This is a genomic window from Streptomyces sp. NPDC048473 (assembly GCF_043200155.1).
Taxonomy (GTDB): Bacteria; Actinomycetota; Actinomycetes; order Streptomycetales; family Streptomycetaceae; genus Streptomyces.
Map to the genome: position 1 here is coordinate 14,468 of NZ_JBICXE010000027.1, position 24,931 is coordinate 39,398.

24 protein-coding genes are annotated in these 24,931 nt (G+C 69.5%); 10 read left to right on the top strand and 14 right to left on the bottom strand.

Annotated features, from left to right (window positions below; all coding sequences use genetic code 11):
- The first annotated feature begins 64 nt into the window (after positions 1–64).
- Positions 65–1,579 (top strand): hypothetical protein, encoded by a 1,515-nt coding sequence (locus ACGFU7_RS32640; RefSeq protein ID WP_393700636.1) that lies wholly within the window; start codon positions 65–67, stop codon positions 1,577–1,579.
- On the opposite strand, the gene ACGFU7_RS32645 is transcribed toward ACGFU7_RS32640, so the two are convergent.
- The 3 genes from ACGFU7_RS32645 to ACGFU7_RS32655 are packed head-to-tail and all read right to left on the bottom strand — an operon-like array spanning position 1,548 to position 5,745.
- Complete coding sequence (locus ACGFU7_RS32645) at positions 1,548–2,792, bottom strand: hypothetical protein (RefSeq protein ID WP_393700638.1); 1,245 nt, start codon at positions 2,790–2,792, stop codon at positions 1,548–1,550. The genes ACGFU7_RS32640 and ACGFU7_RS32645 overlap by 32 nt on opposite strands.
- Positions 2,789–4,483, bottom strand: coding sequence for a lipopolysaccharide biosynthesis protein (locus tag ACGFU7_RS32650; protein WP_393700640.1), 1,695 nt, complete (start codon positions 4,481–4,483; stop codon positions 2,789–2,791). The genes ACGFU7_RS32645 and ACGFU7_RS32650 overlap by 4 nt, the downstream gene beginning before the upstream one ends.
- On the bottom strand, positions 4,480–5,745 hold the full coding sequence (locus ACGFU7_RS32655) for a glycosyltransferase (RefSeq protein ID WP_393700642.1): 1,266 nt from the start codon (positions 5,743–5,745) through the stop codon (positions 4,480–4,482). Before ACGFU7_RS32655 ends, ACGFU7_RS32650 begins: the two co-directional genes overlap by 4 nt.
- A 211-nt stretch (positions 5,746–5,956) precedes the next feature.
- Between ACGFU7_RS32655 and ACGFU7_RS32660 the strand changes: the two genes are divergently transcribed.
- Entirely contained in the window at positions 5,957–6,406 is a 450-nt protein-coding gene (locus tag ACGFU7_RS32660) for an adenylyltransferase/cytidyltransferase family protein (RefSeq protein WP_114242908.1), read from the top strand.
- Here the strand turns inward: ACGFU7_RS32660 and ACGFU7_RS32665 are convergent.
- Complete coding sequence (locus tag ACGFU7_RS32665) at positions 6,372–7,103, bottom strand: CDP-alcohol phosphatidyltransferase family protein (protein WP_393700643.1); 732 nt, start codon at positions 7,101–7,103, stop codon at positions 6,372–6,374. The two genes, ACGFU7_RS32660 and ACGFU7_RS32665, sit on opposite strands and share 35 nt — an antisense overlap.
- A 174-nt stretch (positions 7,104–7,277) precedes the next feature.
- The gene (locus ACGFU7_RS32670; RefSeq protein WP_393700645.1) at positions 7,278–7,970 is read right to left on the bottom strand and encodes a ribonuclease H; all 693 of its coding nucleotides are present in this window, start codon (positions 7,968–7,970) and stop codon (positions 7,278–7,280) included.
- A gap of 132 nt (positions 7,971–8,102) precedes the next feature.
- Between ACGFU7_RS32670 and ACGFU7_RS32675 the strand changes: the two genes are divergently transcribed.
- A complete protein-coding gene (locus ACGFU7_RS32675; RefSeq protein ID WP_393700795.1) occupies positions 8,103–8,294 on the top strand; it encodes a DUF6381 family protein in 192 nt (63 codons plus the stop codon).
- Between the two features lie 126 nt (positions 8,295–8,420).
- Here ACGFU7_RS32675 and ACGFU7_RS32680 read toward each other — a convergent pair whose 3' ends face one another.
- The gene (locus ACGFU7_RS32680) at positions 8,421–8,987 is read right to left on the bottom strand and encodes a nucleoside deaminase (protein ID WP_393700647.1); all 567 of its coding nucleotides are present in this window, start codon (positions 8,985–8,987) and stop codon (positions 8,421–8,423) included.
- Between the two features lie 80 nt (positions 8,988–9,067).
- Here ACGFU7_RS32680 and ACGFU7_RS32685 point away from each other — a divergent pair, with 80 nt between their 5' ends.
- On the top strand, positions 9,068–10,033 hold the full coding sequence (locus ACGFU7_RS32685; protein WP_393700649.1) for an antibiotic biosynthesis monooxygenase: 966 nt from the start codon (positions 9,068–9,070) through the stop codon (positions 10,031–10,033).
- Here the strand turns inward: ACGFU7_RS32685 and ACGFU7_RS32690 are convergent.
- Positions 10,030–10,590, bottom strand: coding sequence for a zinc-binding dehydrogenase (locus ACGFU7_RS32690; protein WP_393700651.1), 561 nt, complete (start codon positions 10,588–10,590; stop codon positions 10,030–10,032). The two genes, ACGFU7_RS32685 and ACGFU7_RS32690, sit on opposite strands and share 4 nt — an antisense overlap.
- 142 nt (positions 10,591–10,732) lie before the next feature.
- Between ACGFU7_RS32690 and ACGFU7_RS32695 the strand changes: the two genes are divergently transcribed.
- The gene (locus tag ACGFU7_RS32695) at positions 10,733–12,112 is read left to right on the top strand and encodes an FAD-binding oxidoreductase (protein WP_393700653.1); all 1,380 of its coding nucleotides are present in this window, start codon (positions 10,733–10,735) and stop codon (positions 12,110–12,112) included.
- 124 nt (positions 12,113–12,236) lie between these two features.
- Positions 12,237–12,590: a hypothetical protein gene (locus ACGFU7_RS32700; RefSeq protein ID WP_393700655.1), complete on the top strand. Its 354-nt coding sequence runs from the start codon at positions 12,237–12,239 to the stop codon at positions 12,588–12,590.
- 8 nt (positions 12,591–12,598) lie between these two features.
- Here ACGFU7_RS32700 and ACGFU7_RS32705 read toward each other — a convergent pair whose 3' ends face one another.
- Together ACGFU7_RS32705 and ACGFU7_RS32710 are read right to left on the bottom strand one after the other, a co-directional pair.
- Complete coding sequence (locus ACGFU7_RS32705; RefSeq protein ID WP_393700657.1) at positions 12,599–12,967, bottom strand: hypothetical protein; 369 nt, start codon at positions 12,965–12,967, stop codon at positions 12,599–12,601.
- Complete coding sequence (locus ACGFU7_RS32710; RefSeq protein WP_393700659.1) at positions 12,967–13,566, bottom strand: alpha/beta fold hydrolase; 600 nt, start codon at positions 13,564–13,566, stop codon at positions 12,967–12,969. The genes ACGFU7_RS32705 and ACGFU7_RS32710 overlap by 1 nt, the downstream gene beginning before the upstream one ends.
- Positions 13,567–13,773: 207 nt before the next feature.
- On the opposite strand from ACGFU7_RS32710, the gene ACGFU7_RS32715 reads away from it, so the two are divergent.
- On the top strand, positions 13,774–14,907 hold the full coding sequence (locus tag ACGFU7_RS32715; RefSeq protein ID WP_393700660.1) for a PP2C family protein-serine/threonine phosphatase: 1,134 nt from the start codon (positions 13,774–13,776) through the stop codon (positions 14,905–14,907).
- 20 nt (positions 14,908–14,927) lie between these two features.
- Here the strand turns inward: ACGFU7_RS32715 and ACGFU7_RS32720 are convergent, their stop codons facing one another.
- From ACGFU7_RS32720 to ACGFU7_RS32740, 5 genes are all read right to left on the bottom strand, one after another.
- On the bottom strand, positions 14,928–16,133 hold the full coding sequence (locus tag ACGFU7_RS32720; RefSeq protein ID WP_393700662.1) for an aromatic acid exporter family protein: 1,206 nt from the start codon (positions 16,131–16,133) through the stop codon (positions 14,928–14,930).
- A gap of 96 nt (positions 16,134–16,229) precedes the next feature.
- Entirely contained in the window at positions 16,230–17,381 is a 1,152-nt protein-coding gene (locus tag ACGFU7_RS32725; protein ID WP_393700664.1) for a glycosyltransferase, read from the bottom strand.
- A 106-nt stretch (positions 17,382–17,487) separates the two neighbouring features.
- Entirely contained in the window at positions 17,488–18,453 is a 966-nt protein-coding gene (locus tag ACGFU7_RS32730; RefSeq protein ID WP_393700666.1) for a hypothetical protein, read from the bottom strand.
- A gap of 141 nt (positions 18,454–18,594) precedes the next feature.
- Positions 18,595–19,383, bottom strand: a complete 789-nt coding sequence (locus ACGFU7_RS32735; protein ID WP_393700667.1) for an SDR family NAD(P)-dependent oxidoreductase — start codon at positions 19,381–19,383, stop codon at positions 18,595–18,597.
- 201 nt (positions 19,384–19,584) lie between these two features.
- Entirely contained in the window at positions 19,585–20,838 is a 1,254-nt protein-coding gene (locus ACGFU7_RS32740; protein WP_393700669.1) for an ROK family transcriptional regulator, read from the bottom strand.
- 195 nt (positions 20,839–21,033) lie between these two features.
- Between ACGFU7_RS32740 and ACGFU7_RS32745 the strand changes: the two genes are divergently transcribed.
- The 3 genes from ACGFU7_RS32745 to ACGFU7_RS32755 all read left to right on the top strand — a co-directional run bounded on the left by ACGFU7_RS32745 (position 21,034) and on the right by ACGFU7_RS32755 (position 24,885).
- Complete coding sequence (locus ACGFU7_RS32745; protein ID WP_393700671.1) at positions 21,034–23,247, top strand: alpha-N-acetylglucosaminidase; 2,214 nt, start codon at positions 21,034–21,036, stop codon at positions 23,245–23,247.
- A 9-nt stretch (positions 23,248–23,256) separates the two neighbouring features.
- Positions 23,257–24,033, top strand: coding sequence for a methyltransferase domain-containing protein (locus tag ACGFU7_RS32750; RefSeq protein ID WP_393700672.1), 777 nt, complete (start codon positions 23,257–23,259; stop codon positions 24,031–24,033).
- 336 nt (positions 24,034–24,369) lie between these two features.
- Complete coding sequence (locus tag ACGFU7_RS32755; protein WP_393700674.1) at positions 24,370–24,885, top strand: DUF6630 family protein; 516 nt, start codon at positions 24,370–24,372, stop codon at positions 24,883–24,885.
- Positions 24,886–24,931 lie beyond the last annotated feature (46 nt).

The window sequence follows — 24,931 nt, forward strand, 5'->3', positions numbered from 1 at the left end:
CATCCAAACCCCCCAAGTGGGTTGATTCGTTAGAGTGTTCACAGGTCCACGGAACGGGGAGCAGATGACGTCCGTGCACGAGGCAACGCCGTCCGCACCCGTACCGGAGCACGGCCCACTGGACCCGGTCCACCCGCCGGCGAAGCCCATGTCCTGGGCGATGCTGTCGCGCGCGCTGGCCGTGCCTCTCATCCTCGGCCTGGTCTGCTTCCTGCCCGCGGTGATCGCGGCGCAGCCGGGGACGGGCGTCCGGGACACCTCGTACTGGCTGCAGCTCGTACTGACGTGTTACGCGGGGGCCCGGCTCGCCACGATGATTCTGTCCACGCGGCGGCGTCTGCTGCAGGGCGTGTTCTGGATGTTCGTGTACATCGCGATGGGGGTGGCGCCGTTCGCGCAGGCGGTCATCGGGCAGACCCCCACCCCGACGGTCGGGCCGCGGTCGGATCTGGTGACGGCGGTCGCGCTGATCCTGGTGGGGTGCGCCGCGTTCGACCTCGGGGCGCTGCTGGCGTCCCGGCGGCCGCTGCGCCGCCGGGCCACCGCACGCTCCGGGAGCGGTCCGGCCACCGCGCACCGGGGGCGGCTCAGGCTGCTGGTGGTGCTGGCCTTCGCGGCGAGCGGCTACTACATCCTGAAGCTCGGCGGCCCCGCGATCTTCTTCACCAGCCGCCAGGAGATCAGCGCCTCGGTCGCGGTCAGCGGGGTGGTGTCGACCCAGTCCAATGTGGGATCGGCCTTCCTCAAGGGCTTCGGCACGGTTCCCGCGCTGCTGGGGCTGCTCTTCTACACCCGTCGGCTGGTGACCTCGCGCAGGGCCCGGCGTTCGCCCTCGACGGTTCTGGTCTGGTCTGCGCTGCTGATCCTCAACGTCATCGTCAACAACCCGGTCTCCAATGCCCGTTACTGGTTCCTGACCGTACTGGTCTCGCTCCTGTTCACCGCGTTCCCGAGCAGCGCGGCAATGTACCGGTCGGTGCTGGCCATGGGGGTGGTCGGGGCGCTGGTGCTGTTCCCGTACGCGGACCGGTTCCGCTACGACAGCGCCGGGTACCGGCCGGTGGATTCGTCGTCGGTCTTCGAGCCGCTGGCCACCAAGGACTACGACCAGACGGTGATGTTCGCCAACACCATTGCCTGGGTCGACACCCGCGGCCACACCTATGGGCGTCAACTGGCCGGATCCGCCCTCTTCTTCGTGCCCCGGTCGGTGTGGAGCGGCAAGCCGGAGGATACGGGAGTGCGCGTCGGCCAGTGGATGGGGATGAACATGACCAACCTGTCGGCGCCGCTGTGGACCGAGCTCTGGGTCGACTTCGGTGCTCCGGGCATGGTCGGCGGTCTCGCACTCATCGGGTACGTCGCCGCACGCACCGACCGGCGTTACGCTCGGGCGGTGTCCCGGGACGGCCCGGGCCCCGGCAGCGTTCTGGCCATCGCCGCACCGCTGATCGCCGGATACACCTTCATTCTGTTGCGCGGACCGCTGCTGCAGTCCGTCGGGAAACTGGCGATCGCGGCGCTCTGTCTGCTGCTGATCACAAGTTTCAGGAGCCGGAGCGGACCGCGCTCGCGCTGACGGGTGCCTGTTCCACCGTGGTGCGGCGTCGGAGCCGGGCCACCCGGGTCCAGGTGGCCACCGCCTTGCAGACGGACCCCAGGCACAGGCCCCAGGCCGCGCCCGGCACCCCGCCGAGCACATACCCGCAGGTGAGGAAGGCGACGGCCGCGAGCGAGAAGACCACCTGGATGGAGAGGGTGGTGCGGGGGTCGAGCATCCGGAGCGCCAGCAGCCCGCAGGTACCGACGGCCATCGCCGCGTACTGGCTGCCGGTCGCCGGGAGCACGGCGGCCGCCGTGGGCCAGGTGTCGCCGAGCAGATGGCGGCCGATTCGGTTGGGCAGCAGGGCGAGTGCGGTGGCCCAGGCGGCGGCGGTGGCAGCCAGGACGGCGGCGAGCGTCGCCGCGGCGCGTACCCTGCGCCGTTCGGAGGCGAGCCGTCCGAGCAGTGGCGGTCCGAAGCCGGTGGCCGAGGTGAACAGCACGTTCAGCGGCCCGAAGAGAGTGGTCGCGCCGCGCAGGGCGCCCACCACCAGCGGGTTGCCGACCATGCCGAGTCCGAGCACGGAGAGCTGGCTGATGGCGTTGCCCACCCCGAACTCCACCACGAAGCGGCGCCCCAGATGCCCTCGCCGCAGCAGGACCTTGAGCCGCATGGGCGTACCGGCCACTCTGCGGTGCAGCAGGGCGGCCGACAGCAGAAGGGCGGGGAGCGCGGACAGCCCCCATGCGGTGACGAGCCGGGCCGCCGGGGCACCGTACGGCTGCACGGCCAGCGCGCCCAGCACACAGAGCAGTCTGAGTACGTCGCCCGCCAGTGCCAGGTGCGGCAGGTGCAGGGTGGAGAAGGCGTAACGCATGGTGTCCTGCCCCAGGACCACCGGCAGGACAAGTCCCAGCATCGTCAAGGCACGTGCGGTGGCCCCCGGCAGCATCAGGCAGACGGCGGCGAGCAGGGCGCCGAGCGCGGCGGCGGCGATCAGGGTGAACGTGACCGCCGACCGGCACGCGCCGCGTACCTCGTCGCTCTCGCCGCGCCGCAGCACGAGCGGCTGCCCGGTGTAGGCACCGGAGACCCCCAGCAGCACCGTGAAGACGAGGTAGACCGCCGAGAAGCGGGCGAAGTCGGCCACGGTGGAGAGCCGGGCGGCGGCCACCAGCACCAGGATGTTCGTGAGCGCCGCCACGCCCTGGTCCGCGACCGAGCAGACGATCGCGGTCCGTGCCCTCATCTGTTTCCCGCGGTGGAGTCGAAGGTGCGCAGGCCGAGCGTCTCGGCCGGGTCACCGGTGTGCTCCGGGCCGCCGCGGCCGCCGCCGTCGCCCCGGCCCGACGCGGAGCCGGACCGGCCACTGCCCGTACGGCGCCTGCCGGCCTTCTTGCGGGCCCGGCGCTCGTAGCGGCTTCGGCCGGGGTGCAGCAGGGCGCCGAGCACGGAGCCGCCGGCCGCCCCGATGATCTCGCGGATCCGCTCCAGGTCGCTGCGGTGCACCTCGCGCGGGTCGCAGACCACCACGACGCCCTCCACCCGGTCGATCAGCGCGACGGCATCGGCGTACGACAGCACGGGCGGGGCCAGCACGATGACGACGGCGCCCGGCCGGCCGCCCTCGGCGACGATCCGTCCGACGGGCGCGGAGGTCAGGGCACGCGGGACGTTGTCCGTGCGCCGGCCCGCTATCAGGGTGAAGGCACCCGACCCGGGTACGTCCACATTCATCCGGCTGTCCGACGGCCAGGCCCGTTCGCCCTCCGATGCCCAGCGCGGCCCGGCGCCCTGCACGGCCGGGCCGAGGTCCCTGGCCAGCGAAGGGGTACGCAGATCGGCCTCGACCAGGAGTACGTCACGTCCCATCTCGGCGAAGGCGGCGGCCAGGTTGACCGCGGCGGTGGCCGCCGCGTCGTTGTCCCCGCGCGGGGCCGTGACCAGGAGTCTGCGGCGCTGGGCGAACGACGGGTCGTAGGCGAGCCGGAAGGCGACCGCCCGGTACTCCTCGGCGAGGCGGCTCCCGCTCCGCCCGATGGCGAGCAGCGCCCCGGCGGATGCCCGCTCCCTCGGCAGGGTGCCGAGCAGCGGGGCGCCGAGCGAACGGACCAGCTCCCGGGTGGAGCGGACGGCCGGGTCGAAGACCAGGCGTACCCACGACAGGAGCAGTCCGAGCGCGAGCCCGACGACACCGCCGAGTCCCAGCAGCAGGGGCAGCCCGGCGCCGGTGGGGTCCGTGGGCGCGACGGGCTTCTTCGTCAGATAGCCGGGGGTGGTGTCCAGGGCGCGCAACTCCGAGATCTTCCTGCTGAGTTCGGAGATCGAGACCACGAGGTTGGCCCGTGCGCTGGTCACGTCGTTGCTCGCCCCGGCCTGCTCCGCCGCCAGTTGGTCGCGCTGTTCGGTGAGCGGCTTCAGTTGAGCGCGGTAGCCGTCGGCCATGTTGGCGATGCTGTCCTCGGTGCGCTGTCTGCGGATCTCCAGATAGGCGTCGGCGAGCGCCTCGGCCCGCGCCTTCGCCAGGGCGGGGGTACGGCCGGTGTAGGAGAAGCGGAGTACGAGGGTGTTGGGCGGGTTCGTGACCTGGAGACCGGACAGCAGTGTCCCGACCTCCACCCGGTCGCCGTGCCTGGCCAGGGTGCCGACGGCCAGGGTGCCCACGGTGTCGCTGACGGCGGTCTGCCGCTCGGAGCCGATGTTGATGCCCTTGTCGGCGGAGGCGCCCGCGGCGAAGGGGTCCGAGGCGGCGGAGCGTACGACCACCTCGCCCGTCGATGTGTAGCTCTCCTCGCCGCTCAGGGCGAGCCAGCCGCCGCCGAGCAGTCCGAGGACCACGCCGGAGGCGAGCAGTGCTCGGTAGCGCAGGAGCTGACGGAACTGGTCCCTCAGCAGCGCGGGTTCGTCCTGGTCCTCCAGGGCGCGGATCGGCTGGGTCATCGGCGTGGTCTCCCTTGTGCGTCGGCGAGGACCTCGGTGAGCAGTACGTCGAAGCGGGCCAGGCCCGCCTCCCGGCTCAGGTGACGTGCGACGTACTGCGGTCCGTTGGCGCCGAGTGCGTCCGCCCCGGCCGGTGCTTCGACGAGCTTGCGTACGGCTGACAGCAGCGCGGCGGGGTCCTCCGGTGCGACGAGGATCCCGGCGCCGGACCGGTGGACCTCCTGGGCGGTGCCTCCCCCGTCGGCGACCGAGGCGACGACGGGGCGGCCCGAGACGAAGTACGAGGTGAGTTTGGACGGGACGCTCATGTCGAGCACGGATGCCCGCTGGGTCACCGCGAGCACATCGGCGGCGGCGAGGATGTCCGTGAACTCCTCGGCGCCGGCCGGCGGCAGGAAGTCGAGGTTGCGCAGGCCCGTCGCCCGTCCCAGCAGCGCCTCGCGCTGATTCCCGTCCCCCATCAGCACGACGCGTATCTCCGGGGCCAGCCGGGCCGCGTCGACGAGGACTTCCAGGCCCTGTTTGAGCCCCATGTTCCCGGAGTGCAGGATCACTGGGGTGCCCTCGCTCCAGCCGAGTCTCGCCCGGGTAGCGGCACGGTCGGCCGAAGGGGCCCGCACATGCGACCAGTTGGGGACGGTACGGATGCGCCCCGGGTCCACGCCGTACGCGGTGACGCGCGGGACGAAGCTCTCGTGGATGACTCCGACGAGGGCGGCGCCGCGCAGCGCGTAACGTTCGGCCGCCGAGGCGACGGCCGCCGCCCGGCCCCCGCCCCGGATGCCGCTCTGCGCAGCGGCGGCGCCCATCAGATCCTGCACGACCGGTATGTGCGGGACTCGGTGGCGGCGGGCCAGCCGGGCCCCGATGACACCGCCCGCGAGGCTGGGCATCTGGGAGATCACCGCGTCCGGCGGACGCGATACGGGCGGCGACAGCAGACCGTGCCCGAGCACCGTAGCCTCGAACACCGCTCTGCGCAGGGCGGACTGGCGGGGCGGCACATAGTGTCTGCGCCGGTGGACGGTGACCCCGGCCCGCTTCTCGGCGACCCGCCACACGCCCCGGTATTCCGCTTCGGTACGCCAGGACGGGTAGTGCGGCATACCGGTCAGTACATGGGTCTCGGCCCCGGACGCGGCCCAGTGCTCGGCGAGCTGAGCAGCATACGGGCCGATGCCCGTCAGCTCCGGTGCGTAGTTGGTCGAGACGACCAGCAGAGTGCGGCCTTCGAACGGTTTGTGACGATCGGCATCGGACATGGACGCTCGCCTTCCCCCCGGAACATTCTGTGTTCCCCCCAAGGAACAGTCCCAAAAGTGAGCTTATCCGTTCACGAGATGCGCAAGTGGTCTTCACAGTAAGGTCGTTGCACCATCAACACCGATACCGATATCCCGCAGCACCGGATGCCATGTCCGGACAACGGCTGCTGGACACGGACATCACGTTCACCGTGGGGGGAGAGAACGGATGGTGCACAGGGTCGGCTACGCGCCGGGGGTCTACGACCTGTTCCACATAGGGCACCTCAACATCCTGCGGCATGCCCGCAGCCAGTGCGACTACCTCGTCGCGGGCGTCGTCTCGGACGAGATGGCCGCGCTCGCCAAGGGCCACAAGCCGGTGATTCCGCTGCCGGAACGGCTGGAGATCGTACGCAGTGTCCGCTACGTGGACGCGGCGTTCGTCGAGACCGTGCCCGACAAGGTCGAGACCTGGCAACAGGTCAGGTTCGACGTCATCTTCAAGGGGGACGACTGGCGGGACACGGAGAAGGGCAAGCGGCTGGAGCGCGACTTCGCCGAGGTCGGTGTCGAGGTGGTCTATTTCCCGTACACCGTGCACACGTCCAGCACCCAGCTGCGCCGGGCGCTGGACACGCTCGTCAGTCCGCAGTCCGGAGCGCTTTCAGCTCCCTGAACCACTTGGCGAGGAACGCCACCAGGAACAGTGCGTGCACAACGGCGAGCAACGCATAGCCGATGCGGAACGCGGTCCGGTCACCGAGCAGCAGGAACACCAGGCAGAACACCCCGTAGTCGGCGGGCAGCAGTGCCACGGCCCGCACCCGGGACACCGGGACCGCGGCACCGCTGCCCGCCGCGGGCATGGCGGCCGCCTTGCCCAGCTGTTCGCGCAGCAGCCCGGCGCAGAAGGTCAGCACGGCGGTGAACAGGAAGCCCAGCGGCAGGAGCAGCCAGCCCTGGGCCGGCAGATCGAAGAACCGCTGGAACGAGATCAGCACGGCGGTGTGTACGAGGATCATCTTGGCGCAGTCCACGACATGGTCCAGCCACTCGCCGTCCGGACCTCCCCTGCCGGTCAGCCTGGCCAGCTGCCCGTCGGCCGAATCGAAGGCGAAGCCGATGGCGAGACCCGCGTACACCGCGACCGCGAGCCCCCAGGACGGCCGGACGAGAGCCACCGAAGCGATGGCGGAGAAGGTGAATGCCGCGCTGATCAGCGTGACTTGATTGGGTGTCAGTCCGATACGGCAGGCGCCTGCCGCGAACACCCGTCCGGCTGGGCGGTTCACGTACCGCGAGTACAGCGACACCCCCTTGGCCGTCTTCTGCGCACCGCGCAACTCGCGCAGAACCGTGCCCGTGCTTCCCATACGCCCCCCAGCGTGTCGCCGTTGCCGGCGGCATCGGCAGAGCACTGCGGACGCTGCCGTCGGAGCCGCATCATGGCACGCGGACCCCATTTCGCGTGGCCACTCGCCCGCCCCGGCCGGCGATCCATGCCCCGCCGGGCCCGCACCGGGTGCGCAGGCCCGACGGGCCGTGCCTCAGGCGGGCGCGGTGCGGCACTCCGGGTGGCCCCAGCCGTTCGGGTTCTTGGCGATCATCTCCTGTGCCGCGTAAGGCTTTCCGCAGTGGCAGCGGCCGGCGAACCTGGCCCGGATGGTTCCACCGGAGCGTGCGGAACGTGCCGCTCCCCCTGCCTTCTTCGCCGGAGCACCCTTGCTCCGTCCCTCGGTCGCCCGGGCCGGAGCGGGCGTCGGCAGCAGCGAGCCATGCGCGGTACCGGCCCGCTGCTGCGCCACCGCGGCCTCGCTGGCCGCCTGATCGGCGAGGGCGTTGAGCGGATCTCCGTCCACCTGATGGGCGGGCACATAGACGAAGTCCACGGTCCGGCCGGTCAGCAGGGCGTCGATACGGGCCACCAGGTCGCGGTTGGCCACCGGCTTTCCGGCCGAGGTCTTCCAGCCGTTGCGCTTCCACCCCGGCAGCCACTTCGTCACGGCGTTCATCGCGTACTGCGAGTCCATCCGTACTTCGATCGCCACAGACGGATCCGTGGACTCCAACAGCTCCTGCAGCGCCGTGAGTTCGGCGACGTTGTTGGTGGCGGTCCCCAGTGGTCCCGCTTCCCAGCGCTCCGGTCGCCCGTGCGCACCGGCCACGACCCACGCCCAGGCCGCAGGCCCCGGATTGCCCTTCGATGCCCCGTCACACGCGGCGATGATGCTCTCGTTCATGCCCTTGATCATGCCAGCGCCGCACCGCCCCCACGGCACACCGTGACGTTGAGTGACGATTCGAGGTGCGGCGAACCGGCGACGCTGGTTCTCTGATGGAGCAAGCTCTTCCCAACCGCACAAGGAGCGATGATGAGCGTTGCACGTGAATCCGGTGACCGTGCGCAGCAGCTGCGTGACAAGGCCCGGCAGATGAACGAGGCCGCTGAGCGCACCACCGACCCTGAGCAGCGCCAGCGGCTCCAGGAGAAGGCCCGGAAGCTGCAGGACCAGATCGAGCAGCAGGGCAACATGGGCAGCGGGAACATCCGCCCGCCGAAGTAGTACCCGTCTCACGTAGTACCTGTCTCACGCAAACGGCCGACGGCTTGCCGCTCTTCCATGAGTGCGTGGCAAGCCGTCGGCCACCCGGCCGACAGCGCAGTGATCGGGTTCCCGTTCCGAGCCGCTTCAGTACGGGTGCTTGTTCGCCTTGTTCGCCCACGCCGCGTAGGACGTGGCCCCCAGCTCGGGGTGGAGCTGTTCGAGAGTGATGCTCCGCCGGTCCGGGGGCTTCGCGAAGTCTTCGTACTGGAAGGCATCGTCGAAGCCGATCTCCTGAGTCGCCTTCCAGTCACAGCTGTAGTAGACGGTACTGATCCGGGACCAGTAGATGGCGCTCATGCACATCGGACACGGAGCGCCACTGGTGTAGATCGTGCACCCCTGCAGCATACGAGCGCGCTCGGGCACTACGTCGGGGGAACCCTCGGGGCGAGGCACCAGCTCCAGGGTGTACGCGTCCTGATACTCCTCGGAAATACTGGGCGCCTCCGGATTGATCAGCTGAACGGCCTTGCGGATGGCTTCCACCTCACCGTGCGCGGTCGGGTCGGCCGTGAGAAGTACACGATTCTGCCCGCGAGCGATGATCTCGCCGTCGTTGGTGATCACCGCGCCGAACGGTCCGCCCCAGCCGTTGTCGACGGACTCGGTAGCCAGTCGAACCGCTTCGGCCATGAACTCCTTGTGTCCCATCTCAAGATCCTCCCGCTCACCGAGGCAATAAAATTTCCCCCATTTGTCCGATAACTCCCTTGAGAACTAGACTACTCCGCATGAGTACCCGTGCAAGCCGTGCCCCCGGGGGCAGCGCAACGGTCGTGACCTCCCAGAGGGTCCGGGCCGGCCGGGATGACGACTACAAGCGCTGGCAGGAGAAGACCAACGAGGTCGTGCGAGGCTTTGACGGGTTCCAGGGAACGGAGATGTACCCGCCGGCCTCCGGTGAGGAGAACGAGTGGGTCGTCGTATTCCGCTTCTCCCGTGTCGAGCAGCTGACCGAGTGGCTGGACTCGAACGCGCGTCGGCAACTCCTCGACGAGGGCCGCCCGCTGTTCGATGGGACCCCCACGCAAGAGGTGCTTGCCGGTGGTACGCCGACCGAGGATGTCGTCACGGCGGTCATCTCGCATGATGTGCGGCCCGGCCGCGAGCGGGAATTCATGCACTGGCAGGACAAGATCCTCAAGGAACAGGAGAGGCATCCCGGTTTCATGGGGTCGGAGTTGTTCAAACCGGTGAAGGGTGTTCAGGACCGTTGGGTGGTTGCCTTCCGCTTCGACACGCGCGAACACCTCGAAACCTGGCTCGGCTCCGAGGCCCGCGAAAAGCTTCTGGCGGAGGGGCGCGACTACTTCGGCTCCTACGACGTGCGCAAGATCGGGTCGGCGTTCGGCGGCTGGTTCCGCTTCGGCGAGGGCACGGGGCAAGGGGTTCCGCCCAACTGGAAGCAGGCCATGTCCGTGGTACTGGCCCTGTATCCCACGGTGATGGTCCTGAACCTGACGGTCGGTGACTGGCTCAACCACCTGAAAATGCCCGAGTATCTCGCGCTGTTCATCAGCAACGTACTGAGTGTCAGTGTGCTGACCTGGTTGCTGATGCCGCTGGTCAATCGAGCACTCGCCTTCTGGCTGCTGCCCGGCCGGGCGCGATCCATCGGCGTCCATGTGGCGGGCGCCGCGGTCGTTGCGGTGTGCTGCCTGGTGATCATCACCGTCTTCGGTCTGACCACGAGTTAGCCGGCAAGCTCCGGCGTGGGCGACGAAGCGCGTCGGTCGAGCCGGTCCGGATCGCAACGGATCAGCGGCTTGATGATCCCGTCCTCTCTCGATTCCATCATCCGGAAAGCCCGCTCGATCTCGTCGAAGCCGAACTCATGCGTGGTCATCAGCGTCGGGTCCACCTTGCCGTGCTCCAGCAGACGAAAAATCCGCCGCATCCGCTCCCGGCCCCCGCAGTTCAGCCCACCGTAGACCTGTTTGCCCGACATCCCGTACCCGAAGGGCTCCAGCGGGATCCGGAGCGGCTCAGGTATGTCGCCGTGGTACCCGACATTGGAAATGCGTCCGCCCGGTTTGGTGACGCGGAAGGTGGCCTCCCAGGTCCGGGGGGTGCCGAGCGCTTCGATCGCGGCGTCCACACCCTGACCGTCGGTCAACTCCAAGATCCGCCGCACCGTGGCTTGTGTGGTGCGCACAACCGCATCGCCGGGGCCGGGTTCGGGGACCGGTTTCTCGATGACTCCGACCTCGCCGACTCTTCTGAGGACAAAGGCTCTCATGGTCTCGATGGCCATCTCTCATGAAAGAGACTCCGGCCGCGAGCTTTTGAGGCGGCCGGTAAACTGGTCTTGTCTTCGCTTGCGCCAGTGGGGTACTCGCACCGGCATCTTCAGCTTCATTCGCGGCCGTAGCCCGTGCAAGTCCGGGAGTTCCGTGATGCGCGACAGAGAACTGGCCAGAGAAATCGAAGGGGAGCTCGTCCAGCGCGGCGATTCCGATTACGAAGCGCTCCGGGCAGGCATGGTGTGGAACGGACTCAAGCCCGAGCGATTCCCGGAGCTGATCGTCCGTGCCGCTTCGGAGCGGGATGTTCCCGAGGCCATCGGGCTGGCTCGTTCCCGCGGACTCCGCATCGCGGTACGGGCGGGCGGGCACAGCTGGTGCGGGTCCTCCGTCCGTTCCGACGGCATGCTCATCGACCTCTCCCGGCTCCGGCGGTGCGACATCGACGTGGCTTCCGCGACGGCGACCGTGCAGCCCGGCGTAACCGGCAGCGAACTCGCTCCGGAACTCGCAAAGCACGGCTTTTCCTTTCCCACGGGGCATTGCGGGTCGGTCGCCGTCGGCGGTTATCTCCTCAGCGGAGGTCTCGGGTGGAATTCCGGTGCCCTGGGGCCGGCCTGTCGGAGCGTCTACGAAATCGAAGCCGTGACGGCGGACGGTGAAACGGTCCGGTGCAACAAGGACGAGAATCCCGACCTGCTCTGGGCGGCGCGCGGGGCGGGTCCGGGTTTCTTCGCCGTCGTCACCCGCTTTCGCCTTCGTCTGCACCGGCTTCCCGGGGCGATCATGTCAACCACGTATGCCTTTCCCCTGGCGGATCTCGAAGAGGTGACGAACTGGGCCACCGAAACAGCGCATGAACTCAAGCCGACCGTGGAATTGAGCCTCGTACTCGCAACGGCCGCCCCGCCCATGACGAGAACGAGGCCGCGGCCGAAGGTGATCACCGTCGCCGCCACCGCTTTCGCGGATTCGCGCGAGCAGGCCGTCCAGACCCTCGGACCGCTCCGGAACTGCCCCTTCGCCGATCGAGCCCTTTTCCGTGAGGTGGACGAGCCGATTTCCCCCGATTCCCTCTACAAAGCCTCCGGCGACATATGGCCCGCGGATCACCGCTACGCGGCCGACACCCTGTGGTCGCAGTCGGACTTCGGAACGCTGTTGTCCAGGCTCAGCGAAGCGGTGGCGACGGCTCCCTCCGGCAATTCCCTCGTCCTGGCACCCATATCGCCCGCGTCGCACAATGAGGAACTGCTGCGCGACATGGCGTTCTCGGTGCTCGGATCGAGCTACGTCGTCCCGTACGCCATCTGGGACGACCCCGCGGAGGATGACATCAACGCCCGCTGGCTGCACGAGGCGATGCGTGCCGTGGAGCCCCTCGGGACGGGTCATTACATCGCCGAGGCCGACCTCGGCGCCGGTCCCGCCCGCGCGGAGCGGTCGTACACGGCGCGCGACTGGCGACGGCTGCAGAGTCTGCGGGCGCGGTACGACCCGGAGGGCGTCTTCCACACCTACCTCACCCCATGAGGCGCTCCGCTCAGCGGAGGAATGCCTCGTCACTCACTCTGCGTCTTCTTCTTGTTGACGTTCGTCCGGCGCAGGACCGCGGTTGCGGTAAGCGCTTTCCAGCCGTACCCGGGAGACTTGGGACATGAGCAGTCCACTGCGCGTCACGCACGCCCACGGGGACCGGATCACGGTCACGGAGGAGCGGGGCGGCATCGATCTGATCAGCTACGTCTACCGCGCGGAAGCGGGCGGGGAGCCGGTACCGGATCCCGAGGTGGATACGGAGCAGAGTGGGGAGCCGGTGCCGGATCCCGAGGTGCTTGTGGTCGGCGACTGCGCCGAGGTGCGCTGGACGACCCCGCAGGGGCGCCGGCTCACTCTGCGCGGCGGCCGGTCGGTCGTGTCCCGCGAGGAGCACGCCGCCCTGCACTCCGCGACGCTGGACGGCGCGGCACCGCCGTCGCCCCGCCTGTCGGAGTCCCGGCTGGTTCCGTAGACGTGCCGTTACCGGCGCCTCCGGACCGTCGCCACGAGGCCCGCGCCCGCCAGGACGGTTACGCCCGCGAGGCCGCCGAGGCAGGCCATGACGAGGGTGCTGGTGCCCGTCGGGGCCATGGCCGACTTCGCGGGTGTTCCGTCTCCGGCGGCCTGCCGGATGAGGTCGGCGACGACATCGGGGTGCGTCAGCATCGCGACGTGGGAGGAGTCGGCCTCGACGGTGTGCGACTTGGCGCGCTTGGCCTCGAAACGTTCGAGATCCGGGGCGATGGCCTTGTCCCGGGTGGCGACCGACGGAATGGGCTTCCAGGCCGCCGAAACAGCCGCCGTGGCCATGAACGCGGCTCCGTTGACGGGGCGCTGGGTGGCGGCCATCAGGGCTGTGGTGCCCGACGGCACGTCCGCCGCGAGACGTCGTGGAATTTGGCGGGCTGGATGTACGGGTCGGCCCCCTCCTTGCCGCCGGCCTCCGGGAACGGCACCTGCTTCAGAGCCGTATTCAGCTCGCTTCCCGCGAACTTCGCGCTCAGATCCGACAGCCTCTCCCCCTTGTCCGGCATGAGCGCGGACACGAACACCAGCGACTTCACTTGCGGGTTCCCCGCGGCAGCGCTGCTGATCACCGCACCGCCGTAGGAATGCCCGGCCGGCACGATCGGGCCCCTGATGCTCGTCAGCACGCTGGCTATGTACGCGGAGTCACCGGCGAGCCCGCGCAGCGGATTGGCCGGGGCCATGACCTTGTACCCGTCACGCTGCACGCGTTCCACCACACCGTTCCAGCCCGAGGCATCGGCGAACGCGCCGTGTACTACCACCACCGTGGGCCTGGCGCCGGCCGGCTCGGCACCGCCGTCGGCCGTGGCGGGTCCGGCGGCCGCGGCAAGGGCGGCCGTGGTGAGCACCACGGCGACGGTCCGCGCGCGACGCCCACGTATCCGTACCCGCGGGGTGAGGAAGGCTGAGCCCGTCATGCTGTTCTCTCTTCGTCGAGTGAGCGGTTGGTGGGCTCAGCGTTGCCAGGCCCGGCCCGAACAGCGCGACACGAGAAGCGGGGCAGTGAAAACGGCCGACTGTCCGAGTGGGTGCTGCGCAACACAGAGTGACGGGGCGGATGTGCCGGTCGGGGCCGATCAGCCGCACGAGGAGCGGTGGCGGACCGGTTGAGGTATCCCGGAAGCATGGCTTCCCGGTGGTTGCTGCAGTCGTTCCGCGAGTCCCGAAAGCGCAGGAACACACTCGTGGCGATACCGTTCGCGCTGATCGCCCTCGTCACGGCCGTGGACATCATGGCGCCACCGGAGGTCCATCTCGGCCCGTTCCTGGTGGCGGCGCCCGCGGTGGCGGCCTCGTTCACCGGGCCGCGCATGACCGCTTTCGTCTGTGCGGTCGCCGTGCTGGCCCAGTCCGTGGTGGCCATCACGCGCACCAGTCTCAACGACCTCAATCACACCTACCAGATCATCGCGCTCGTCATCATCTCCGTCTTCGTCACCTTCTTCGCCCATCTGAGACAACAGAACGAGCAGGCGGTGACCCAGCTGCGTTCGGTGGCCGAGGCGGCGCAACGAGTGGTGCTGCGGCCGCTGCCCAGGCGCAGTGGCCCCCTGCGCATCGCCTCGGTCTATCTGGCTGCGGAGGCGGAGGCGCAGATCGGGGGCGACCTGTACGCGGCCGCCCGCACCACCGACGGAACCCGCATGATCATCGGTGATGTACGCGGTAAGGGACTGGCCGCGATCGGCGAGGCAGCCAGCGTCCTGGGCGCCTTCCACGCTCTTTCCCGCCAGGAGTCGCAGCTGCCCGATCTGGTGGCGCATCTGGAGGCGAGTATCGCGCTGGACGAGAACGGCACCGTTCACGAAGGCGGGGACGGCGACGACGATCAGGACCTTGCGGAGTCCTTCGTCACCGCGGCCTTTCTCGATATCCCCGATACCGTCGGCGAGCTCCAGCTGGTCAGCTGTGGTCATCCACCGCCGCTCCTGCTGCGCGCGGGAGAGGCGATCCCGCTCAAAGTACGAGCGCCCGCCCCGCCGCTCGGTCTGACGCACCTGCTGGTCACCGAACACACGGCGGAGACGTTCGCCTTCGACGTCGGCGACACCCTGCTTCTGTACACCGACGGTGTCATCGAGTCCCGGGACCGGTCAGGGGCTTTCTATCCGCTCCCGGAACGGGCCGCATCGCGGTGCGGGCAGGCTCCAAACTCCCTGCTGGAATCTCTGTGTGCCGACCTTGTCCGCCACGCCGGCGGCCGCCTGGGCGACGATGCGGCGCTGGTCGCCATCGAACGGCTTCCGGCCCCCGGGTGACGCCATCGGCCCGCTCCGCTTCAGGTCCGGCCGCCTCGCAGCCGGCGCGATACGGCACGCAGCCAGGGATGGCGTTCGTGCAGTTGCGCCGAGCGCCGGTCGAGCTCCTTGCCCAGGCGTTCCGTGCGCTTGTCGATGTCGAGCTCGTCCAGAATCCGGTCGACCTCGGCCAGCAGCGCACCGTGCAACTGCCACTGTCTTGGATGTTCCTGAACGTCTTCGAGGAGCAGGTGCGCCACCCGGTCCCTGGTCGCGCGGCTGCCGGAGAGTGCGCGGGCGAGCCGGTCCTCCGCCTCCTCGCCGTTCTCCGCGACCGGGGTGGTGATCAACTCCGAGAAGCTCTCGATGGCACCGGCCATCTGTCCGAACAGCTCCGTGAGGGATTCGGCCACGTCGGCGGGGAACAGCGTCTCCTCGGTACGGGCCTTGGCCAGGTCCGTCAGGGTGCGTGACAGCACCCGCAGCACCACGGCGCAGATCTCCAGGGTGTCCAGACCGGTACGCAGCACGACGCGGTACAGCAGCCCTTGCCGGACCCTCGGGTTGAGGGTGAGGCCTTCTTCGGCCTGCCGCAGCGAGGCGTCGACCTCCACGATGTCATGGTCCAGCCGGCGCGCTTCGTGGAGCCGGTCGGCCGCCCGCTGGACGGAGATGTGACCGCCCACGTCCTCTCCCATCGCACGGAACATCTGTCCCATTGCGCGGGCCAGACTGTCGATGGAGGCGCCCGCCGACTGCACCCACACGGGTGGCGCGAAGAGCAGGTTGAACAGCAGTCCCACGCCCGCGCCGATCAGTGTCTCCAGCACGCGGTCCCAGGCTGTGGAGGCGACCTGCGAGACGCCCAGTACGAGCATCGCGCTGATCGCCACCTCGGGTACGAACTCGTCGACCCGCACCAGCCGCCCGATGATCAGCGAGGCGAAGATCGTCAGTCCGAGGCTCCACCAGCTGAGTCCCACCAGGGAGCTGAGCGCACTGGCGATGAGCACCCCGACGATGACGGAGTTCACCCGGCGAATCCCCGTGGTGAGGGTCGCGTAGAGGGTGACCTGTACGACGAGGAGTGCGGTGAGCGGTGCCGTGAGCGGTGCCGGATGCGGAAGGGTCCACACTGCCACGACGTAGGCGATGACGGACGCTGCCGTGGAACGCAGGGTCTGCGCTCCGACAGGCTCGGTCGTACGCCGGACGAGCTTGATCACGGGTTCGGATACTCGTGCCATCTCCTTCCCATGCCCGCCTGTACGCCGCCACAGCGCCTCGGCGCACCGAACCCCACCGTACGGACGTGCCGATGGCGGAGCTGTGGCTGTTGTGGCTCAGGAACGCGGTTCGAGGGTGCCGATCAGTTCCCTGCCCGTGGCAGTGGCCCGCATCTCGTCGGCCAGGCTCTCGGCCCGCGCCCGGTACGAGGGTTCCTTGAGTACCGGTTCGACGGCCGACCGGATACGGGAAACTTCATCGGGTCCGAGCACCGCCGGCTCGTACGCCGGTCCCACGGCCGGGATGACGGTTCTCCCCGCGCCTGCCTCGGTCACCAGCCGGGCGTTCACGGGCTGGTCGGCGAAGAGGGGGACGCAGACCACCGGGACGCCTGCCGCCAGGGCGCCGAAGACCGTCCCCGACCCGCCGTGGCAGACCACGACGGCGGCGCTGCCCAGGACATCGGCCTGCGGCACCCACGCCTCCACATGGACGTTGGGCGGAATCGGCCCGAGCCCCGACACATCGGTGCCGTGCCCCGTCGTGAGCAGTACGCGCACCGGCAGTGCGCTCACCGCCTCCAGCACCGCCCGGTACAGGCCGGTGGCGGACGGCATGGCGCCCGCCGCGGTGCCGAGGGTGAGGTAGACGAGCGGTTCCTCGACTCCGCCCCACCAGTCCGGCAGTACTCCCGGCCGAAAGGGTTCGTGGTAGCGGTGGGTCACGGCATAGGGCGAGGGGTCCAGGGAAGCCGGCAGGCGCGTCAGATACGGGGACGCGCGGAGCCGTTCCGCGATGCCGGGGCCGTACGAGTCGAGCACGGGTCTCAGCAGTGCGTCAGTGGACCGGGTGAACTGCGCAGCGGAGACGGCGACCTGGGCGTGCGGGATTCCATGACGCTCGGCGGCCACGACCGACGCGAACTCGTACGCCTCGTGCAGCACGAGGTCGGGCCGCCACTCGCGGCAGGTCTCCTCCAGGGCGGGAAGCATCGCAGCGGTGCACAGCCGGCCGAACACCTCGCTGACCATCATGGACACGCCGTCGCCCGGGGGCTGCTCCAGCACGCGCGCCGTCACCGGCCCGAGCTCCTCGTCGGGCGGCTCCCCTCCGATGCGGTACGGCTGTTCCCGGGCCGCCAGTAAGGCTTCGAGTCCCGGCGGCGCGACGACGAGGACGTCGTCGCCCCGTGCCGTGCACGTGTCGATGAAGGGGACGAGTGGGTGGAAGTGGCCCGATCCGCTGGTCGAGGCGAAAAGTACACGCATAGGGTCGAGCCTAGGCAGGCCCGCCCCCTGCCCACAGCCCCACTTTCCGCCTGATTCCGGCACCTTGCCGGGGTACGTACACCGGCAGGGCGCCGGAAACAGGGCGTCAGCTCGCGAATCCCACGTGCACATGGTCGTGATGGGTGTTGTCGGTGAAGAACTGATTCGCCGTCGCACCCCCGGAGAGCTGGATCGGTCCGCCGACGTTGTACGAGCCGGCCGCCGCCGCATCCCGCATGAACGACTCGGTCAACCGGTGCGGAGTGGCCGGATCGACGACCTTGTGCCCGTCGATCCGCCATACGTCGAAGGCCCGGCCGGGTGGATGATCACTGGGCCGGTCGGTGCCGAACACGTACAACGGATGCCCGGAGCGGAACACGGTGACGTCCATCCTGTACGTACCGGCCAGTCGCAGCAGGGCCCTTAGCACGGCCGGATGGATGCGCCCACTGCGGATGTCCGCCTCCGCCGCGGGCGGCAGGCCGATCCGCGGGTTGTCCAGCACCCGCCGCGCCGCCGTGGGCAGCGCCGCCGCGGCGGCGCCGGGACGGCCTGGGTGGAGCGCGGTGACCTCCCAGCGGGGCCGCGCCCGGCTCAGCCGTACGTCGACGGTCGTTCCGCCCGCATGCCCGGGGGTCCATTGCCGGCACACCACCAGCACACTGGCAGTGTCCGCCAGAATCCCGCCGTACTGCGCGTCGATCACCTGGAGCGCGGCCTCGCCCGCGTCGGGCCGCAGCGGACCCGCCCGGTCCACCAGCGACGGGGCCGCCCCCAGCGCGGCCACCCGTCTTCTCGCCGCCGCCGCACCGCCCTGCCCGGCGGGCCACGCACCGATCGCCTCCACCACCTGTACGGCGCGCAGCTTCACGGCGGGGTCCACGTCGCCGCGGTCGGGGCGCCATGCCTTGGTCGCGGGCAAGGACGCGAGCGGGGACAGCGGCGCGGACGGGGATACGGACGTGGACGAGCCGGCGGCTGTCCGGGAGGTTGCCGAGCAGCCTGTGGATCCCGCGAGCAGTCCACCGGTGCCGAGCAGCAGGGCGCGTCGGCCGAGTGGTTGTCGCATGCGATGCCCCGTTCCCGTTCAGGGGCCTCGTCCACGAAAACCCGGACCCGTACAGATTTCGGTGGTCAGGCATGAATAGCTTCATCAATTCGGTGACACCGTCGCAAGTGAAGGGCATCGGTACCGGGCCGGGGACTCCCGTCACAAGGTCGTGATCAGCCCTCCGTCGATGACGAAGTCCGATCCGGTGACGTTGCCCGAACGGCTGCTCGCCAGCAGCAGTACCAGATCGGCGACTTCTTCCGGCCGGGTGAACCTCCCTGTCACCGCCTGAGCCGCGAACCCCTGGGCGACGGCGTCCGGTGCGGTGCCGTCGGCCGCTGCGACGGTGGCCGCGATGCCTCCCTCCCCCAGCCAGAGATCCGTAGCAACGGGTCCGGGGCTGACGGTGTTCACCCGTACCCCGTGCGGGCCGGCCTCCTTGGACAGGGCCTTGGAGAAGTTGGTCAGCGCGGCCTTGCTCGCGCAGTAGTCGATGACCGAGGGGTCGGGCAGGGAGGCGGTGACCGAGCTGACCGTGACGATGGAGCCCGAGCCGCTCTTGACCAGGTGTGGCAGGGCGGCGCGCGTGGTGCGGACCGCGGTGAGGAAGTTGACCGTCAGGGCCCAGGTCCAGTCGTCGTCGCCGACGGACAGGAAGCCGCCCGCTCGCGGGCGTACGGCCCCGACGTTGTTGACCAGGATGTCCAGCCCGCCGAACCGGGCGACCGCTTCCGCGACCGGTAGCGCGGGGCCGTCGGGATCGGTGAGGTCCACCTGCACGAAGTGAACGTCCTTGCGCGCCGCCAGGTCGGACAGGGGTTCGGTGGGGGTGCGGGATGCGGCGACCACACGCACGCCTTCGTCGGCGAGCGCCTGCGTCACGGCGAAGCCGATGCCCCTGCCGGCGCCGGTGACCACGGCCACTTTGTCTGTCAGATACAGATCCATCACGGTCTCCTGGCAACGAACGGCACCGGCGGCGGCGAGATCAGGCGCCCCGCGCGAGGGAGAGACGCCGGACTCAGCGTTTCCGGGGCCGGCAGTGATGTCGCGGCCCGGACAGCAGCAGAGTGACGCAGGCCTGCCGTCCGGGTGAACGAGGCTGTTGACGTGATCCCGGCCCTCGCGGTACACCACCCCCCCTCGCTGCTACGTGACACCTTGGTGTGTTCTTGTCACGCGTTCTTCAGCGACGTCCAGGGCATGGCGCACCGCGCCCATCGCAACGGCTCGTTCGCCGAGCACCGATGCGTTCAGCTCGACCGGCACCAGGGTGTGCGATCGCAGATGCCTGCGCACAGCGCCGAGCAGGACCTCCCCCGCTCGCGACACCCCGCCGCCGATGATGACCCGGCCCGGATCGAGAACCAGCAGAAGTACGGCGAGCCCTCGGGCGAACCGGGCGGCCACGCGCTCCACCACCTCGACGGCGACCCGGTCCCCCGCCTCGGCCGCTGCGAAGAGCGGCGCAACGTCATGGGCGTCGCCGACGGGAGCGCCGGCCTCCAGGGCCATCCGGTGAATGGCCTCGGCGCCGACGAGCCGCTCGAAAGGCCCCATGCCGTCGGCCGGTCGCGGTCCGGAAGGGGGTTCGGGGTCACTGACGAGGTCGACGAAGCCCAGTTCACCGGCGGCGGCCGAATTCCCCCGGTAGGGCCGGCCGTTGATGACGATGCCGGTGCCGATACGCCGCCCCCACTGGACGAAGACCAGGCAGTCGGTGCACACACCGGTGTCATCGCCGCTGCCCGCTTCGGCGGGGGCCGCGGCTCCGCGCCAGCGCTCGGCGAGCACTGCGAGGTTGACGTCGTTGTCGATGGACACCGGGCAGTGCAGCCAGTCGCGCAGCAGCGAAACCGCGGGCAGCCCGGCCCAGTCGGGAATGCTGGGAGCGAGCAGCACCTCGCCCCGCTCACGGTCGACGATGCCCGGGGTGCCCGTACTCACCGCCCACAGGCTCGACAGCGGCACGCCCGCCTCGGCCGCTGCCGCCGTCAGTGCGGCGCGGACGGTGGCGAAGAGCTGCGGCCCGGCCGCTCCCCCGTCCACGGCTGCACGATGGGTGGCCACCACCTGACCTGCCAGGTCCGCGATCATCACCAGCACCTTGTGCGGACCGATGTCGACGCCGGCGACATGTCCCGACTCGGCACGGAACCTGGCGTACTGAGCGGGACGGCCGAGTTGCTGCGGCCCGGCGGCCGCGGTGAACTCCACCAGGCCGCAGTCCCTCAGTTCGGTCAGGGCCCTGGTCACCGCGGGCCGTGAGAGTCCGGTGCGTGAGGCCAGGTCGGTGACGCGGGCGGTGGGCGCGTCCCCCTCCCGCAGTGCGGCCAGGACCGCGGCGACGTTCATCCGGCGCAGGACGTGCGGACCGGTGGCCGCTGATTTCCGGACTGGCATATGTGCGTCAACTCCCTTGCCCGACCGTGCTGTCGGCACTGTACCCAGCGCTTCGAGAAGCCGGGCTGTCGGCGCTCTTGACGACCGCGGCAGACGCCACCCATATTAACGAATGCTCCGTTAGTAAGTCTCATGCGCGTCCGCACCATGTCCTCCGGCAAGCCCCCGCATCCCTTCATCGGACGAGGTCAAACCTTGAGAAGCCTCAGATCCTGGTTCGCCGCGTGCACGGCCGCCCTCGCTGTGCCGGCCGCGGTGCTGAGCACTCCTGCCGCTCCCGCAGAAGCCGCCCCCGGACAAAGGCCCGCCTTCGCCTCCGGACCGGCAGAGGCAGCGCTGCGCCGCCTTCTCCCCCAGCAGGCCGGGCAGTTCGACCTCGTGCCGGTGAGCCGCCCCGCATCCGGTGACTACTTCGCCGTCTCCGGCACCACGGGCCACGTGCGCATCCAGGGCACCAGTCCCGCAGTGCTCCTCAGCGGCGTCAACTGGTACCTGAAGTACACGGCCAAGGTGGACATCGGCTGGCCCGGCGACAGCACGTCGAAGCTTCCGAGGAGGCTCCCGGCGCCCGCCGGCACGGTCCGCCAGGACGCTTCGGTGCCGCACCGGTTCGCCCTCAACGACACGGACGACGGCTACTCCGGTGCGTACCGGAACTGGGCCTCGTACGAGAAGCAGATCGACGTCCTCGCACTGCACGGTGTCAACGAGGTGTTCGTGCAGATGGGCGCGGACGCCGTGTACTACGACACCTTCCAGGAGTTCGGATACGCGAAGAAGGAGCTCACGTCCTGGATTCCGGGCCCGGCGCACCAGCCGTGGTGGCTGATGCAGAACATGTCCGGGTTCGGCGGCCCGGTCAGCGAGAAGCTGCTGGATCAGCGCGCCGCTCTCGGCCGCAGGATCGCCGACCGGCTGCGCCGACTCGGCATGACGCCGGTCCTGCCCGGCTATTACGGCACGGTCCCGCCCGGGTTCACGGACCGCAACCCCACCGGCCCCGTGGTCCCGCAGGGCGGCTGGGTCGGTTTCGAACGGCCGGACTGGCTGGACCCGCGCAGCGAGATGTTCCCGAAGGTCGCCGAGGCCTTCTACCGTCACCAGCGCAAGCTGTTCGGGGACTCCGCCATGTACAAGATGGATCTGCTGCACGAAGGCGGCAGGCCGGGCAACGTGCCCATCGGGGACGCGGCCAAGGCCGTCATGAACGCCCTGCAGACCGCCCACCCGGGTGCCACCTGGGTCCTGCTCGGCTGGCAGAACAACCCCTCCACGCAGCTCATCGACGCGGTCGACAAGAGCAAGCTCTTCATCGTCGACGGCCTCGCCGACCGCTACAACGGCCTGGACCGCGAGGCCGCCTGGCACGGCGCCCCCTATGCCTTCGGGACGATCCCCAACTTCGGCGGCCACACCACGATCGGGGCCAACACCGCTGTCTGGACAGCCCGGTTCAATGAGTGGCGTACAAAACCGGACAGTGCGCTCCGGGGAATCGCGTATCTGCCGGAAGGCACCGGCGGCAACCCCGTCGCGTACGAGCTCTTCACCGAACTCGCCTGGCGCAAAGCCCCGTTGGACCACTCGGCCTGGTTCGCCGACTACGCCGAACGACGTTACGGAGGCGCCGACCCGCATGCCGCCAAGGCGTGGGAACTGTTGCGGACCGGCCCCTACAGCACTCCGTCCGGCACCTGGAGCGAGTCCCAGGACAGCCTCTTCACCGCACGCCCCGGACTGACCGTCGGCACGGCGGCCAGCTGGAGCCCGTCGTCGATGCGGTACGACGCGTCGACGGTGCAGCAGGCGCTCACGGAGCTGCTCCAAGTCGCCCCCGGTCTGAGGAAGTCGGATGCGTACCGCTTCGATGTGGTGGATGTGGCCCGACAGGCCCTGGCCAACCGCAGCCGTACGCTGCTGCCACAGATCAAGTCCGCGTACGAGGGGAAGGACCTCGCCCTGTACCGGCAGCGGACCACGGAGTGGAAGCAGGACCTCGCCCTGCTCGACCGGCTGCTGGCCACCGACCGGCGGTTCATGCTGGGGCCCTGGCTCAAGGACGCCAGGTCCTGGGGCAGCACCGATACCGAGCGGGCCGCCGCGGAATTCGACGCCCGCTCGATCCTCACCACCTGGGGCCATCGGTCCGGCAGCGAGTCCGGCGGGCTGCGCGACTACGCGAACCGCGAATGGTCCGGCCTGGTCCGCGACTTCTATGCCAAGCGCTGGACGCTCTACCTCGACTCCCTCGACACGGCCCTGGTGACCGGGCAGCCGCCGGCCGCGATCGACTGGTTCGAGCGGGACAACGCCTGGAACCTGGAGCGCAGGAGCTACCCGGTGAAGCCCACGGGCGACCCGGTGGCGCTGGCCGACACCGTCCGCACATCCCTGCCGGCGACTGATTGACTGGCACCCATGACGTCATCGGCATTCGAGACCCTCGCCCCCGACTCCGTCGTCTACCTCGACCGGCTTGCAGCGACCGACCTGGGCCGCGCCTACAAGAGCCGCATGCTCGACGCACTCGAACTCCGGCCCGGGCACACGGTCCTCGACCTCGGCTGCGGTCCCGGCACCGATCTCGGCGCGCTCGCCGGGGCCGTCACCGCGACAGGCCAGGTGATCGGTGTCGACCACGACCAGGCCACGGTCGACACCGCCGAGCAACGTACCCGCGACCTGCACACCGTCACGGTTCGGCGCGGCGACATCCACGACCTGCCGCTGCCGGACCGCACCGCCGACCGTGCCCGCACCGACCGCGTACTGCAACACATCACAGACCCCGTCCAAGCGCTCCACGAAATCCGCCGCGTGCTACGGCCGGGCGGACGGCTCGTGATGGGCGAGCCCGACTGGGACACCCTCACTGTCGACCATCCGGACAGCGGTCTCTCGCGCGCCTACACCCAGTACGTCACGGACGAGGTCATCCGTAACGCCCGCATCGGCAGGCAGCTCGCCCGGCTGTCGGCAGAAGCCGGATTCACCGTACCCACGGTTCTGCCGGTCACCTCCGTCTTCCGAGATGCCCAGGCCGCCGACAGGGTCCTCGGTCTGGAGCGCACCACACAACGCGCCGTCGCCGCCGGATACTTCACCGAGGAAGGCGCACGAAGCTGGCTGGACCACCTCGCAGGCGGCCCATTCCTTGCGGCGGTGACGCTCTACATCGTGGTGGCCGAGTCGTGAGCCGCCGTCATCGCCCTGATGGCGGACGTCGGCCGCAACGTCGTACGCCTGAACTCCCCACCCTTTTTGAGTAGAGCGCGCACAGGTCGATGCCGTGGTGGTCCACGAGCGAGTCGGGCAATGGCAAGGGCAGCGTTTGCAGCATGGAAGACATTCTCTGCGAAGCCACTGACAGTCCGTCTCCCCGTCTCTCCACGCTCCGATCACGCCTCGTCGGCGTGATCTGCGGAAGGTCCGTTGTCATACCCCTGTGTCAGGCTTCATCACGGGCGCCGAAGTGCGCGCTCTCACCCCGTTATCGGCCGCAGCCGCACGGCTGCTGAAGGAGTGCACACCATGTCCGGAACCGACGCTGTCCGCACGTCTCTGGCAGCAACGGCCTCGCTTCTGGCGCCTGCACATCCGGCCGTCGCCGAGCGGGTACTGCACGCCCACGACGATCCCGGGCGCTATGTGCGAACCCATGCGGACCGACTGGCGGACCGGGGCATCGACGAGCCCATCCCGGACCTCGCCTGGATTGCGCTCGTCGATGCCCTCGACGAGCACCAGCTGCTCGCGGAGTTCGACTGGAAAGAGGGACCGGACGAGATCCGGGCCCAGCTGGGGAGGCTCGCCTCCCGCCCGTCCGTGGATCCCTGGGTGCTGTTCGACGCCGACGACATGTTCCTGCCGACCCATGAGTTCCTGGAGGTCTGCGGTCGGCACTACCGCGACGTCGGCGCGACGCTTGCCGTTCTCGACATCGATTCGGACTGCTATCCGGTGGTGTGTCTGCGTACTGCGCGGGCCGAGGAGCTGACAGCACTCGCGCATCGCGCGGGCTTCACCGCCCGGAGTCTCGGAACCTAGGCTTTCCGCTTCATCGTTTCGGCTGCCGCCGCGGGCAACGCGTGGG